The following is a 13598-nucleotide window of genomic DNA, read 5'->3' on the forward strand; positions in this document are numbered from 1 at the left end:
TGCACTTGCACAACACATAGGGAATGCGGCTGGACAAGTAAGAGCAGACTAAAGAACGATGTGACTGCAGTGCCGCGGGGCAGTACCGGGGGGACAAACCGCAACCACAGCTCTCTCCTCCGATCCGTGCCGCGCGTCGTCCCCGCACAGGAGCAGACGGAGGAAAGAGCGCCATGAGTTACGGCGACCCGAACAACCCCTATGGACCCCCGCCCCAGCAACCGCCGGCCGCTCCCGGCTACGGCTACCCGCAGCAGGCTCCCGGAGTCCCGCCGCAGCAGGGCTACGGCTACCCGCAGCAGCCGGGATACCCCGGTTACCCCGGTGGCAACCAGATGGTGCCGCAGTCGATGCCGGGCTTGCTCGTCACCGCCCGCGTGTTTCTGTTCATCATCTCGGCGGTCCAGATCTTGGCGGGCCTCGCCTGGCTCTACGTTGCGGCCATCGCCAACGATGTCTCCGATGCCGCGGACGACCTGAGCTCCTCCTCCGACGACCCGTTCAGCGCGATCGGCGAGGGTGGCGACATCGCAGCAGGCGTTCTCGTACTCATCGCGCTCATCGCGCTCGGCCTCGCGGCGCTGTCCATCACCCTCGGTGTCAAGTTCAGCAAGGGCGGCCAGGGCATCCGGATCACCACGGTGGTCTACGGCGCGCTCGGCACAATCGTCGGGATCATCGGCCTGTTCGTCGGCCTCGACTCGGGTCTGGCCACAGCGGTCATCTTCCCGCTGCTGTGGGTCGTCTTCGGCGGCATCATCACCGCCGCTCCGGTGGTGGCGAGCGGCACGGCGTGGTTCAACCGCCCCCGCTACTGAGCGCACTCAGGCACCCGGCTGGGCTGTGTCACCTCTCCACTCGAGAGGTGACACAGCCCAGTCGGCATTTCAGGACATCTCGCCGAGGCCGGTAACTCGTTTCATATTAAAGGTAACTTGACGTATAACTTTGGCCAGTGATTGGCTCCTGTTGCCGCCGCCTTGACCAGTGCGCGGCCGACGGCCGTACGACCAACGGCTGTCGACACAGTTCAAGGGGACAGGGGCACCATCCGTAGGCCCCTCCCTGTGAAACGGGAGACCACACACTTGAATATGTTCGCGCAGCGCAAGGTCCGCGCCGGCGTCCTGGCCGGGACGTCACTCCTCACCGCGGTCGCCATGCTCTCCACGGCTTCCCCCGCCCTCGCCGAGACGGCGAACTCGGCGGCAGCCAAGTCCGCGTCCGTGGTGGAACGAGCCACCGGCACAGGGGACCTGGCCCTGTCGACCGGCACACCGGACAGCGCGGGCCGCGCCATCACCAGCACCGAGTCGGGCTCCGTGACGGTCACCGCGCCCACCGACTCGCTCGGCTACGTGGAGTCCACCGCGGGCGACGGCACCAAGTTCCGTCTCGACCTGCCCGAGACGAAGAAGGTCAACGGCGTCAAGGCCGGAGCGGGCACCATCGTCTACGAGGACGCTGCCGAATCGACCGACCTCGCGGTTCAACCGACCGCGGACGGCGGCGCCCGCACTCTGGTCACGCTCAAGGACAAGGCCGCACCGAACGAGTACCGCTTCGGTCTCGATCTTCCCTCCGGCACCGAGCTCCTGGAGGACGGTCAGGGCGGGTACCTGATCACCAGGACGGGCAGCAACGGCGCGGTCGTGGTGGGCTCGATCGACGCACCGTGGGCCAAGGACGCCACTGGAAAGGCCGTGCCGACCGCCTACCGCATCGAGGGCGGTTCGCTGGTCCAGAAGGTGACGACCACTGACGCGACGGCCTTCCCCGTGGTCGCGGACCCGAAGGTCAGTGTTGGCTGGAACGTCTACATCAAGTTCAGCAAGGCCGAGGTCAAGGCACTGAAGAGCAAGGTCGCTCACGCCGACACCTCTGTCGCGATGTGCGGTCTGCTCGTCAACCCCGTGGCGTCAGTGGGGTGCGCCGTGCTTGGCGGCACGGTCATCAAGAAGATCCAGGGCGTGTGGGCGTACGCCGCCGCGCACGGGCGTTGCGTGGAGCTCAAGCTGACGTACACCGGCATGTTCGGCGACGTCAAGCACTACAAGTGCTGATGTAATCCCCGCAGTCGGGGATAGGTTCACGCCAATAACTGCAAAGGGCCGTGTCTCACCTGTTCGAGGGGGGCACGGCCCGGCTGCGTCGTCCTACTCTGACGTGGGTAGCCGTCAGGCACGGGGAGACGCACCTTGTACAGCATCATCGTGGTACCTCCGCCGACCACGGAGGACGAGAACCGACGCAGCCAGCACCGGCTGGCGCCCGGCGAACGGCTGGGCTTCGGGCGGGCCGTTTCCGACAACGACCTCACCATCCCGCACGACGGGGTGTCCCGCAGGGCCGGTGAGATCACCGCGCAGGGCGCCTTCTGGATACTGAGCAACCTCAGCCGGGAGCAGACGTACGTCGTCGAGAACCCGGAAGGCGCGGGCGAGCACATCAAGGTGGGGCCGGGGCGGCTGGACGCGCCGATCCCGTTCGAGTTCTCGCGGATCGTGCTGCCCGCGGCCGGCGACCTGCTGGCGATCGAGGTGTGGGCGCCGCGCCACGACTACCTCAGTTCCGAGGGCAGCCCGGACGGGGCGACCACCGCCCCGGCCTTCTCGGTGGACCGTACGAAGCGGTACTTCGCCGTCCTCGCCGCCCTGTGCGAACCGCGCCTGCGCGGTGAACCGCACGCCGCGCTGCCCACCGTCGACCAGGTCGTGGACCGGCTGCGCCCCAACTGGCCCGCGGCTTCGCGCACCTCGGTGCAGTGGAACATCGACTACCTCGCCGTGAAGCTGCGGCTCAAGCCCGGCCCGGAGACGGCGGACACCGGCCCGCGCCTGAACGGCAAGAAGGAGTCACTGGTGTCGCTGGCGCTCCGGTTCGATCTCGTACGGGAGGACGACCTGGTCGTGCTCCGGGAGACCGCGGCCGGCCGGGTCGCCCGGTGACCGAGCCCTACGCCGTGCCGGTGCCCAGGGGGTACCGGGTGGGCGAGTGGGAGGTGCGGGAGCCGATCGCCACGGGCGCGTTCGGGAGTGTGTACGAGGCCAGACGCACCGGGGACGCCGAGGACCTGCCGAGGACCGCGGCCCTGAAGTTCCTGCCCACCGGCACCGGAACGCCCCGCCAGCTCACCCACCTGCGCGAACTCGTCGAGCGCGAGGTCGAGTTGCACCGCCGGCTGAAGCAGCCGCGGCTGATCCGGATGTACGACACCCTCGTCGTCGACGACCCGGCCCGCCCTCCGCTCGACGGCGCCACCGTCCTCGTACTGGAGAAGGCGGAGGGCTCCCTGGCCACGCTGCTGGCGGCGGACCCGCGCCCCGCCGCCGGTCCCGTCCTGCTCGCGCAGATCTGCGAGGGGCTGGCGCAGCTGCATCACGCGGGCTGGGTGCACGGGGACCTCAAACCGGCCAATGTGCTGCTGATGGCGGACGGTTCGGCCCGGCTCGCGGACTTCAACATGGCAGCCGAGCTGGAGGGCACGCACGCGTACACGCCCGCGTTCTCCACGCCCGACTACACCCCGCCGGAGCTGTTGTGGTCGGAGATCGGGGAGCGGGGCCGCCGTATCCGCCCGTCGGCGGACGTCTGGGCCTTCGGGGTCCTCGCGCATCTGCTGCTGACCGGCTCCTTCCCGCTGCCCGGCGGCACCCCGACGGCCCGTCGCGACGCGGCCGCCGCCTATGCGCGCGGCACCGACGACCTGCGGCTGTCCCCCGAACTGCCGGACGTGTGGCGGGAGATCGTCCGTGACTGTCTGACCCGTACGCACGAGGACCGCGTCGGCACCCAGGACCTGCTGCGCCGCGTCGAGGCCGCCGCCGGCACGGGCCGTTCGCCACGCCTGCCCCGGGCCCTCCTGTCGCGCCGCCGCTCCCGCCGAACGTCGGCGCTGGCCGCCGCGAGCGCCGTGATCGCGGTGTCCGCCCTCGGGTACGGCATCAGCAGCTGGGCGGACGGCGGCGGCAGCGGCGGGACGCCGGGCGGCGAGAACACGAAGGTCACGGCCGCCACGTACGGCGCCGCCGAACTCCGTACCGACAAGGGCGTCCCGGTGTCCTACCGGCGTCTCATCGTCGACTCGGCCCACGACTGTGTCCGGCCGCAGGTCACGCCCGCGCTGATCGCCGCCCTGCTGAAGGCGGAGAGCAACTTCGACCCGGACCTGTCCGATCCGTCGGCGGGCAAGGAGGGCGAGTACGGCATCGCCCGCTGGACGCCGAGCCTGCTGCGCTGGTGGATCCGCTCGGACGGCGTGCCCGCGGAGGCGACACCCCGGCCGCCCCTCACGCCGGCCGAGTCCATCCCGGCCGTGGGCCGCTACCTCTGCTACATGGAACCGCTGCTGCACAAGACCGGCCTGTCCGGCGACCGCCAGGTGCTGCTGGCGGCCGCCTACCGCACGTCGACCAAGGTCGTGAACAACGCGGGTGGGGTTCCCCCGAAGTACAGCGACTACGCCACCCGCGTCGCCCACTACCTCAAGGAGTACACGCCGCCCGGGAAGAAGTGACCCTGAGAGGTCCGAGGTACCGCTCGCACGGAAACCGGCGTCACGGTGGTCGTGTCCCCCCACGGGACGATCCCGGGCTCGCGCTCCTCCTGCCGACCGCGACCGGGCGGCCTCCGGCTTCCTCGGGGGAGAGCCGGAGGCCGTTGTCCCTCGACAACACGCCGATTTTTGCCTGCCCTTGGGCTTTCCTCGCCCGCGCTTTCTACCCTGGCCCCAGATTCCGCAGGGGGCGAGTCGGGGGAGGAAGCCGCCATGCACAGCATCATCGTCGTGCCCATGGAAAGCGCGTGCCCGGACGATCACTTTCACCTCGACCCCGGTGACGCGCTGCGCTTCGGCCGTACGGCACGCCCGCGTGGCCCGCACCTGACCATCGCTCACGAGGGCGTCTCCCGCGAGGCGGGCGAGATCACCGCCGCGGGCGCCTACTGGCGGCTCAGCAATCTGAGCGGGGCGCAGACGTACGTCGTCGAGAACCCGGAAGGCGCCGGCGAGCACATCAAGGTGCCGCCGGGCCGGCTCGACGCCCCCGTTCCCTTCGAGTTCTCGCGCGTGGTCCTGCCGGCCGGAAGCGATCTGCTGAGCTTCGACGTCTGGGCCCCGCGCCACGACTATCTGGACCGGCCCGGCCCCAGGGCCGGAGCACCCACCGCGTCCGCGTTCCCGCTCGACCGCGGCAAACGGTACTTCCAGGTCCTGGTCGCCCTGTGCGCGTCCCGACTGCGGGGTGAGCCGCACGCCGCGCTGCCCACGGCCGAGGAACTCGTGGAGCGGCTCCGGCCGTTCTGGCCGTCGGTCTCCCCCGCTTCCGTGGCGTGGAACATCGACTACCTGGCGGTCAAGCTGCGCCTCAAACCGGCTCCGGACTCGGTGCCGGGCGGCGGTCCCCGCCTCAACGGCAAGAAGGAACGGCTGGTCTCCCTGGCCCTGCGCTTCGACCTGGTACGGGAGGACGATCTGACGCTGCTGACCGGGAAGTCCGGGGCCGCCCGATGAGCGCCGAGTCGTCGTACTCCGTGCGGGTACCGCGGGGCTATCGCGTCGGTGCGTGGGAGATCGTGGAGCCCATCGCGTCCGGTGCCTTCGGGAGCGTCTACGCCGCCCGGTGCGCCGAGCCCGCCGAGGGCCTCCCGGCCGAGGCCGCGCTGAAGTTCCTGCCGACCGGCACGCAGACCCCACGCCAACTACGGCATCTGCGCGAACTCGCCGAGCGCGAGACGGAGTTGTTGCGCCGGCTGCGGCGTCCGCGCCTGATCAGGATGTACGAGGCGCTCACGGTCGACGATGCCGGACGTCCGGGCCTCGACGGCGCCACGGTCCTCGTACTGGAACGCGCCGAGGGCTCCCTCGACCAGCTGCTGGACCGGCTGTCGGCCCGGCGCGGCGCACCGGCCGACCACGCGGTGGCCGTCCCGGGCGGGCCGTCCCTGGTCGCCCAGATCTGCGAGGGGGTCGCCCATCTGCACCACGCGGGCTGGGTGCACGGGGATCTCAAGCCGGCCAACGTGCTGCTGATGGCGGACGGTTCGGTCCGGCTCGCGGACTTCAACCTGGCGGCCGAGCTGGACGGCACCCACGCCTACTCCCCCGCGTTCACGACCTCCGACTACAGCCCGCCCGAACTCCTGTGGGCCGAGGTCGGCGAGCGCGGCCACCAGACCCGCCCCACCGCCGACATCTGGGCCTTCGGCATCCTCGCCCACCTGGTGCTGACCGGCAGCCCGCCGTTCCCCGGGGCGAACCCCACGGCCCGCCGGGAAGCTGTACAGCGTTACGCGAAGGGCCGGGACGAGCTGCGTCTGTCGCCCGAACTCCCGGACGTCTGGCGGCAGATCGTCACCGACTGCCTCGCGCCCACGCACGCCGACCGGGCACCGCACTCCGCGCAGAGCCTGCTGCGCCGGGTCGAGGCCGCGGCCGGGGCGGCACGCTCCCCGCGGCTGCCCCGGCTCAAGCCGAGACGCGGCCCCCATCCGGCCGTCCTCTGGTCGCTTCTGGCGGTAGCCGCGGTGTCGCTGGCCACGGCCGGTCTCCTCGCCCTGCGCGAGCCCGCGCCTCAGGGGTACGCACGCTGCGACCAGGGCGACGTCTGCTTCTTCACACGGCCGGACGGACAGGGCGAGATGTGCGCCTGGTACGAGTACGACGACGACTGGGTCGGCGGCATCGTGACCTGCGACTGGGCGAAGACCACCCGGCCCAGGTCGGCCTTCAACAACGGCTACGTCGGGGATCCGCACCACGACGTCAGGCTCTTCCGCGAGGCCGGCCGGAAGACGCCGTTCGGCTGCGTCCAGGAACTCCAGAAGGTCAACTTCCCCGATCCCGGCGGCCTGGTGATCCGCTCTCATGAATGGGTGCGCTCCTGCTGAACCGGCGGTCGTGGTGCCGGTCGCCCCTACAACTTTCGAGGTTCCCCCATCCCGACCGGCACCGGATGGTTGGTGAGTCCGCAACGAGGTGCGGCCGAAGAACACGAACGACAACGGGGAGACGCAGATGAAGACCACGGACCCGGCCCGACGTCGCGGGGCGGCCGTCGCCCTCGCGGCCGGCGCGCTCGCCCTCTCCTTCGGCGTGGAGTCCACCGCCGTGGCCGACGAGGTCTCGGCGACCGCCAAGCCCAAGTTCCAGATGCCGTTCGCCTGCGGCACGCACTGGCGGCTCGACACCTACGACAGCGGCCACAACCCGGCGCTGGACATCGTGGTGAAGGGGAACACGGGATCGTCCGGCAAGAACGTGCTGGCCGGTTACAAGGGCAAGGTGGCCCGCACCTTCTGGGACCGCGGTGCCGGCAACGTCATCGTCATCAACCACGGCAGCGGCTGGTACACCGCGTACTACCACCTCAGGGACAGCCACGACAGGTACGTCCAGGAGGGCGACAACGTCGTCGCGGGGACCAGGATCGGCCACATCGGCGCGACGGGCGCCAACAGCGGTGGCTGGGCGCACCTGCACTACGAGCAGCGTTACAAGGCGAACGGCATCCCGACCGAGGCCGACCGTGAGGCCGTGCACTTCAACGGCACGAAGTACTCGGGCACGGGCGAGACATGGAAGGACGTCGTCAGCAACAACTGCTAGGGCCCGGCAACTGCGGGTGGTTGAAGCGTGCTTGTTTATTGCAGTGATCTCGGCCGCGGTCGGAGGGAAGATACACGCACCCGCACATGCAGCGGATCGCCGCGCATGCCGCAGACAAGGAAGGCTCCCACGTGAGACCCACCCGTGCCGCCCTGACCCTCGTGGCCACCGCCCTGGCCCCGGCCCTCCTGCTGGCCGCCCCGGCCTTCGCCGCCGGCTCGGCGCCGTCGCCCGCCACCGCCGTGGCGACGGCCGCCGCGGCCGGCTCCGGCGTCGACGACATGTCCGACGACGACGTCCGAGTCGCGATCATGCGCATCATCGGCGACCCGAACACGGGCAGGGCCGTGTACGCCGCAGCGCAGAAGGCCATGGACGGCACCATCGAGGACCAGCGGTACTTCCTGGAGACGGGCCGCTGGATCGCCCAGGCCGAGGACGACCGGGTCGCGATCGCCCGCATCCTCGGCACGGCCGACCCGAAGACCGACAAGGCGGTCATCAGGGAGGCCAACAAGGCCCTCGACACCAACACCCCGCAGGCGTTGCGCGCGTTCCTGGAGACCGGGTACCGCCTGGCCCGGGCCGAGGACGACCGCGTCCGCGTCGCCCGCATCCTGGCCGACCCGACGATCAGCGACGCGCTCCGGGCGGCGGCGGAAGACGCCATCGACGGAACGCCGGAGGAACTGCGGTACTTCCTGGAGGTCGGGCAGTACGAGACCGCATAGAGAAGCTCCACGAAGAGGGCCCGGGCACGGGTGGGAACACCGGTGCCCGGGCCCTTCGGGGTCCGGGAGCCCGACCCTGAAATGTTTGAGGTACCGCTGGTCACGGCCTTGATCCAGGGTGATGTCGAGGACATCGACCAGGAGGTAGATCCATGAAGCGAGTACGAGCACCGCGTACCAAGGCCGGCCTCGTCACGGGAGTGACGCTCCTCGCGGGGCTGGGCCTCGGCGTCACCACCGCACCGGTGCAGGCGGCCGAACCCAGCGCCTACAGCTGCCCCTCGGGGGACATCTGCTTCTACTCGAACGACGACGGCACCGGCGACCGGTGCAACTGGGACGGGAACGACAGCGACTGGCGCAACGGAGCCATCAGGTGCTCGTGGTCCGCGGACAAGAACGTGCGGTCCGTCTTCAACAACGGCACCAGCGGGATGGCCGTCGTCTACTACAGCGGCGCCAATTACGAGACCCGCAAGGGCTGCACCACGAAGGGCAAGAAGGGCAACTTGGCGGGCACGTACAAGCTGCGGTCCCACAAGTGGGTGTCGGGCTGCTGACATGGCAGGCATCCGAGCCATGCTGATCGGCGTCGCGGTCGCGGCACTGACAGCCGTCACGGTGCCGGCGACGGCCGCCTCCCGGGCGGCGAACTGCCCGGCGGGGTCCGTCTGCGTCTACAGCGGGCCCGACGGCGGTGGCAACCTCGCAGGCCCGCGGGTGTGCGTCGAACCCGTCACGACCGTGAATGTCGTCGGACGGTTCGCCTCGCACCGTTGGGTGGACCGCTGCTGAACCGCACGTGTGGCGGGCCGCACCCGGAACAGGGGGTGGCCCGCTACTCGCACGTGACGTACGAGCCCGCGATAGCCTCTCGTCAACTGGGGTGAACAACCCCGCGTGTTGTGACATCGGGGGTTCCATGTCGGAGCAGCGGCCCACGCCGCCACACTCTCCAGCATCCGCCGACGCCTCCCTGGCGCAGGCGGGTGCCACGCCCTTGCGGTCGTCGGATCCCAGCCGTATCGGGCCGTACATACCGCTCGGGCTCCTCGGCAGCGGCGGTATGGGTCACGTCTACCTCGCCCGCCCCTCCGACGGCTCCGCCGGGCTCGCCGCCGTGAAGGTGATCCGTCCCGAGTACGCCGAGGACGCCCGGTTCCGGCGGCGCTTCGAGCGGGAGGCCGCCGTGCACTCCCGGGTGCACACCCCGCGTACGCCCCAGCTCCTCGGCACCGGGTTCGACGACTCGCTGCTGTGGATGGGGACGCAGTACCTGCCCGGCCTGAACCTCGCCGAGGCGGTCCGCGAGTGCGGCCGGCTGGAGCGTGCCGGGGTCTGGCGGCTGATCGCCGAGCTCGGGCAGGCCCTGGCGGCACTGGCCGCCGCCGACGTCGTGCACCGCGACCTCAAGCCGTCCAACGTCGTCCTGTCCCTCCAGGGCGTCTACGTCATCGACTTCGGCATCGCCCAGGCCGCCGACGGCAGCGCCATCACCTCGACCGGGAGCCGCGTCGGCACGCCCGCCTTCATGGCACCGGAGTATCTGCGCGAGGGCCACTGCGACACCGCCTCGGACGTCTTCTCGCTCGCCGGGAGCCTGATCTACGCCGCCACCGGGCACGCCCCGTTCGGCGACGGCACCGGCGTCGACGTGATGCACCGGGTGGCGTTCGAGGAGCCCAAGCAGGACATCATGGCCGAACTCTCGGCCGTGGACCCCGCGTTGGCCGCCCTGATGGCCGCCTGCCTCGCCAAGGACCCCGCCGCCCGGCCCCTTCCGCGGCAGCTCATCGAGGCCGCCACGGCCGCCGGGCACAAGCACGGCACCCCGCCCGCCTGGCACGAACCCCTGCGCGACCGGCTGCTCGCCCGCCGGCAGGCCTGCGAGGTGCTGGAACGGGTCGCCGTCGAGGAGACCGTGCAGTTGCGCACGCCGGTGGCGCCGCCGATGTTCCCAGGCTCCGCCTCCGGGACAGGGCCGGTCTTCGGGCAGCCCACACCGCCCACAGCACCCACGGCACCCACGGCACCCACGCCACACACGGTGCCCGCGGCACACGCAGCGCCCACGCCGGCCTGGCAGCACCCCACGCCCGACCGGACCCGGGCCCCCGAAGGCAGCCGCCCGCGCCGCAAGCGCAAGGTTCTTCTCGCCGTCGCCGCGAGTCTCGCCGTGTGCGCCGTCGCCGCCGGCGCCTTCCTGCTCACCCGGCCGCCCATGGACGAGACGGCCTCGGCCGCGCCCACGGCGACCGACAGCGCGGCCCCCGGCGGCGCGCGGGCGTTGGCGCCGCCCGGCGAGTCCGCCTCTCCCTCCGGCAAGAAGAAGGAGTCGGAGAAGGCCGAGCCGCGGGAGTCGGACGCCGGCGCCTCCGAGAGCGCGAGCGCGACAGCCGCCGCGGGCGAGGGCGGAACCCGGCCGACCCCCGGCGACAAGCCCTCGGCCACGTCCGGCAACGGCGAAGGCGGCGGCAGCACCCCGGCCGACACCCCCACGCCGACGGCGCCCACCACGCCCGCCACCCCGCCCTGGATCTCCCAGTGCACGTACTACTCCGGCACCGAGCTGACCGTCCGCGGCAACCGGGGCCAGCGCGTGGTCCAGGTTCAGTGCATGCTCACCAAGCGCGGCTACAGCGTCGGTTCGTCGGGCGTCGACGGCGAGTTCGGCAGCGCCACGCTGGCCGCCGTGAAGCAGTTCCAGGGCGCCAAGGGCCTGGAGGTCGACGGCGAGGTCGGCCCCAACACCTGGGCAGCGCTGCGCAGTTCGACATGAGGCGGGCCCGCCGTTCACCGAACGACGGGCCCCCGGAAGCAAATACCGCTCAGTGGAAGAAGTGGCGCGTCCCCGTGAAGTACATCGTGACGCCCGCCTTCTTCGCGGCCTCGACCACCAGCTCGTCGCGGACCGAACCGCCGGGCTGGACCACGGCCTTCACGCCGGCCGCGGTGAGGATCTCCAGACCGTCGGGGAAGGGGAAGAAGGCGTCGGAGGCGGCGTAGGAACCCTGCGCGCGCTCGGCGCCGGCCCGCTCGACCGCCAGCTTCGCGGAGTCGACACGGTTGACCTGGCCCATGCCGACGCCGACCGAGGCGCCGTCCTTGGCGAGGAGGATCGCGTTGGACTTGACGGCCCGGCACGCCTTCCAGGCGAAGGCCAGCTCGGCCAGCTCCTCGGCGGACAGGGCCTCGCCGGTCGCCAGGGTCCAGTTCGCCGGGTCGTCGCCGTCGGCATGGAGGCGGTCGGTGACCTGGAGGAGGGCGCCGCCGTCGACGGGCTTGATCTCGACGGGGTTGCCCGGGCCCTCGGGGCAGCGCAGCACGCGGATGTTCTTCTTCTTGGCGAGGGCTTCCAGGGCGCCGTCCTCGTAGTCCGGCGCGACGATGACCTCGGTGAAGATCTCGGCGACCTGCTCCGCCAGCTCCTTGCTGACCGGGCGGTTGACCGCGATCACGCCGCCGAACGCCGACAGCGGGTCACAGGCGTGCGCCTTGCGGTGCGCCTCGGCGACGTCCGCGCCGGTCGCGATGCCGCAGGGGTTCGCGTGCTTGATGATCGCGACGGCCGGCTCGGCGTGGTCGTACGCGGCACGGCGGGCGGCGTCCGTGTCCGTGTAGTTGTTGTACGACATCTCCTTGCCGTGCAGCTGCTCGGCCTGCGCGAGACCGCTGCCGCTGCCGTCCACGTACAGCGCGGCGGGCTGGTGCGGGTTCTCGCCGTAGCGCAGGGTGTTCTCGCGCTCCCAGGTGGCGCCGAGGAAATCGGGGAACTGCGACTCGTCGACGGGGGCGTAGGAGGAGGCGAACCAGCTGGCCACCGCGACGTCGTACGCCGCCGTGTGCTGGAAGGCCTCGGCCGCGAGCCGCTTGCGGGTGGCGAGGTCGAAGCCGCCGTCGCGGACCGCGCCGAGGACGTCGGCGTAGCGGGCGGGGCTGGTGACGACCGCCACCGACGGGTGGTTCTTGGCGGCGGCGCGCACCATCGACGGGCCGCCGATGTCGATCTGCTCGACGCACTCGTCGGGGGTGGCGCCGGAGGCGACGGTCTCGCGGAACGGGTAGAGGTTCACGACGACCAGGTCGAACGGCTCGACGCCCAGCTCGGCCAGCTGCCGCTGGTGGTCCTCCAGGCGCAGGTCGGCGAGGATGCCGGCGTGCACGCGCGGGTGCAGCGTCTTGACGCGGCCGTCCAGGCACTCGGGGAAGCCGGTGAGCTCCTCGACCTTGGTGACGGGGACACCGGCCGCGGCGATCTTCGCGGCCGTGGAGCCGGTGGAGACGAGCTCGACGCCCGCCTCGTGCAGGCCGCGCGCGAGGTCTTCGAGACCGGTCTTGTCGTAGACGCTGACGAGCGCCCGTCGAATGGCCCGCTTGTTGCTCTCGGCGGTCACTGGATAACTACCTTTCGTCCCTCAATGCGATAGCCGTTGCGGGCGAGCCGCCCCACGACCTCGACGAGCAGCCTTCGCTCGACTTCCTTGATGCGCTCGTGCAGAGCGCTCTCGTCGTCCTCGTTGCGGACCTCGACCACGCCCTGAGCGATGATCGGCCCGGTGTCGACGCCGTCGTCGACGAAGTGGACGGTGCAGCCGGTGACCTTGGCGCCGTACGCGAGGGCGTCACGGACGCCGTGGGCGCCGGGAAAACTGGGGAGCAGGGCCGGGTGGGTGTTGACGAACCGGCCGCCGAAGCGGGCGAGGAACTCCTTGCCCACGATCTTCATGAACCCGGCGGAGATCACGAGGTCGGGCTCGTGGGCGGAGACGGCGTCGGCGAGGGCGGCGTCCCACTCCTCACGCCCGGCGTGGTCCTTGACCTTGCACACGAAGGTCGGCAGCCCCGCGCGCTCGGCCCGCGCCAGCCCCTCGATGTTCTCGCGGTCGGCCCCCACGGCCACGATCTCGGCGCCGTACGCCTCGGGACCGACGGCGGCGATCTCGTCGAGGAGCGCCTGAAGGTTGGTGCCGGATCCGGAGACCAGCACGACGAGGCGCTTGGCCACGGGCTTGGCGGCCACGATGGGGCCCTTTCTCGGGGGTGCGTTCTTCATGCGGCCGACGCTTTGTATATTCGTACGATTGCATCACGCCCCGGGATACGGGGAAGTCTACGAAGCGGGCGACCGTCAGCAACGATACCGGCACTCCCGAGAGCCCCCACGGGACGGGGGCGTGGCCGGAAGGTAGCGTCTGGGGGGAGCTGGGCCGGGAACGCGGTCGTGGTGCTGTGCGTTCAGGAAATGACAGCTCATGTCGGAT

The 13598-nt window shown here is 71.0% G+C and carries 13 protein-coding genes; 11 read left to right on the plus strand and 2 right to left on the minus strand.

Annotated elements, in window-relative coordinates:
• Positions 1-173: 173 nt before the first annotated feature.
• The 11 genes from CP983_RS16735 (at position 174) to CP983_RS16785 (ending at position 11116) form a co-directional block, all read left to right on the plus strand.
• Positions 174-818 carry a hypothetical protein gene (locus tag CP983_RS16735; protein WP_125528380.1) on the plus strand — a complete coding sequence of 215 codons (645 nt, stop codon included), beginning with the start codon at positions 174-176 and terminating at the stop codon, positions 816-818.
• Positions 819-1094: 276 nt separating this feature from the next.
• On the plus strand, positions 1095-2063 hold the full coding sequence (locus tag CP983_RS16740; protein WP_125528379.1) for a hypothetical protein: 969 nt from the start codon (positions 1095-1097) through the stop codon (positions 2061-2063).
• A 135-nt stretch (positions 2064-2198) separates the two neighbouring features.
• Entirely contained in the window at positions 2199-2948 is a 750-nt protein-coding gene (locus CP983_RS16745; protein ID WP_125528378.1) for an FHA domain-containing protein, read from the plus strand.
• Entirely contained in the window at positions 2945-4516 is a 1572-nt protein-coding gene (locus tag CP983_RS16750; RefSeq protein ID WP_150500222.1) for a protein kinase domain-containing protein, read from the plus strand. Before CP983_RS16745 ends, CP983_RS16750 begins: the two co-directional genes overlap by 4 nt.
• A gap of 252 nt (positions 4517-4768) precedes the next feature.
• The gene (locus CP983_RS16755) at positions 4769-5512 is read left to right on the plus strand and encodes a hypothetical protein (RefSeq protein ID WP_107903935.1); all 744 of its coding nucleotides are present in this window, start codon (positions 4769-4771) and stop codon (positions 5510-5512) included.
• Positions 5509-6888: a protein kinase domain-containing protein gene (locus tag CP983_RS16760; protein ID WP_150500225.1), complete on the plus strand. Its 1380-nt coding sequence runs from the start codon at positions 5509-5511 to the stop codon at positions 6886-6888. Before CP983_RS16755 ends, CP983_RS16760 begins: the two co-directional genes overlap by 4 nt.
• A 127-nt stretch (positions 6889-7015) precedes the next feature.
• The gene (locus tag CP983_RS16765) at positions 7016-7606 is read left to right on the plus strand and encodes a M23 family metallopeptidase (RefSeq protein WP_150500227.1); all 591 of its coding nucleotides are present in this window, start codon (positions 7016-7018) and stop codon (positions 7604-7606) included.
• Positions 7607-7737: 131 nt separating this feature from the next.
• The gene (locus CP983_RS16770; protein ID WP_150500229.1) at positions 7738-8337 is read left to right on the plus strand and encodes an ALF repeat-containing protein; all 600 of its coding nucleotides are present in this window, start codon (positions 7738-7740) and stop codon (positions 8335-8337) included.
• A 152-nt stretch (positions 8338-8489) separates the two neighbouring features.
• Positions 8490-8897 (plus strand): peptidase inhibitor family I36 protein, encoded by a 408-nt coding sequence (locus CP983_RS16775; protein ID WP_150500231.1) that lies wholly within the window; start codon positions 8490-8492, stop codon positions 8895-8897.
• Between the two features lies 1 nt (position 8898).
• A complete protein-coding gene (locus tag CP983_RS16780) occupies positions 8899-9132 on the plus strand; it encodes a peptidase inhibitor family I36 protein (protein ID WP_150500233.1) in 234 nt (77 codons plus the stop codon).
• A 127-nt stretch (positions 9133-9259) separates the two neighbouring features.
• On the plus strand, positions 9260-11116 hold the full coding sequence (locus tag CP983_RS16785) for a protein kinase domain-containing protein (protein WP_150500235.1): 1857 nt from the start codon (positions 9260-9262) through the stop codon (positions 11114-11116).
• A gap of 49 nt (positions 11117-11165) precedes the next feature.
• Here CP983_RS16785 and purH read toward each other — a convergent pair whose 3' ends face one another.
• Both purH and purN read right to left on the minus strand, forming a co-directional pair.
• Entirely contained in the window at positions 11166-12731 is a 1566-nt protein-coding gene (gene purH / locus CP983_RS16790; RefSeq protein WP_150500237.1) for a bifunctional phosphoribosylaminoimidazolecarboxamide formyltransferase/IMP cyclohydrolase, read from the minus strand.
• Positions 12728-13357 carry a phosphoribosylglycinamide formyltransferase gene (gene purN, locus CP983_RS16795; RefSeq protein ID WP_126904157.1) on the minus strand — a complete coding sequence of 210 codons (630 nt, stop codon included), beginning with the start codon at positions 13355-13357 and terminating at the stop codon, positions 12728-12730. The genes purH and purN overlap by 4 nt, the downstream gene beginning before the upstream one ends.
• Between the last annotated feature and the right edge of the window lie 241 nt (positions 13358-13598).

Origin of the sequence: Streptomyces chartreusis (assembly GCF_008704715.1) — a bacterium.
Taxonomy (GTDB): domain Bacteria; phylum Actinomycetota; class Actinomycetes; order Streptomycetales; family Streptomycetaceae; genus Streptomyces; species Streptomyces chartreusis.

Excerpts from the sequence above, each read along its gene's own strand:
- CP983_RS16735 (WP_125528380.1), top strand. The coding sequence starts at position 174 with ATGAGTTACGGCGACCCGAACAACCCCTATGGACCCCCGCCCCAGCAA.
- CP983_RS16740 (WP_125528379.1), top strand. The coding sequence starts at position 1,095 with ATGTTCGCGCAGCGCAAGGTCCGCGCCGGCGTCCTGGCCGGGACGTCA.
- CP983_RS16755 (WP_107903935.1), top strand. The coding sequence starts at position 4,769 with ATGCACAGCATCATCGTCGTGCCCATGGAAAGCGCGTGCCCGGACGAT.
- CP983_RS16760 (WP_150500225.1), top strand. The coding sequence starts at position 5,509 with ATGAGCGCCGAGTCGTCGTACTCCGTGCGGGTACCGCGGGGCTATCGC.
- CP983_RS16765 (WP_150500227.1), top strand. The coding sequence starts at position 7,016 with ATGAAGACCACGGACCCGGCCCGACGTCGCGGGGCGGCCGTCGCCCTC.
- CP983_RS16775 (WP_150500231.1), top strand. The coding sequence starts at position 8,490 with ATGAAGCGAGTACGAGCACCGCGTACCAAGGCCGGCCTCGTCACGGGA.
- CP983_RS16780 (WP_150500233.1), top strand. The coding sequence starts at position 8,899 with ATGGCAGGCATCCGAGCCATGCTGATCGGCGTCGCGGTCGCGGCACTG.
- CP983_RS16785 (WP_150500235.1), top strand. The coding sequence starts at position 9,260 with ATGTCGGAGCAGCGGCCCACGCCGCCACACTCTCCAGCATCCGCCGAC.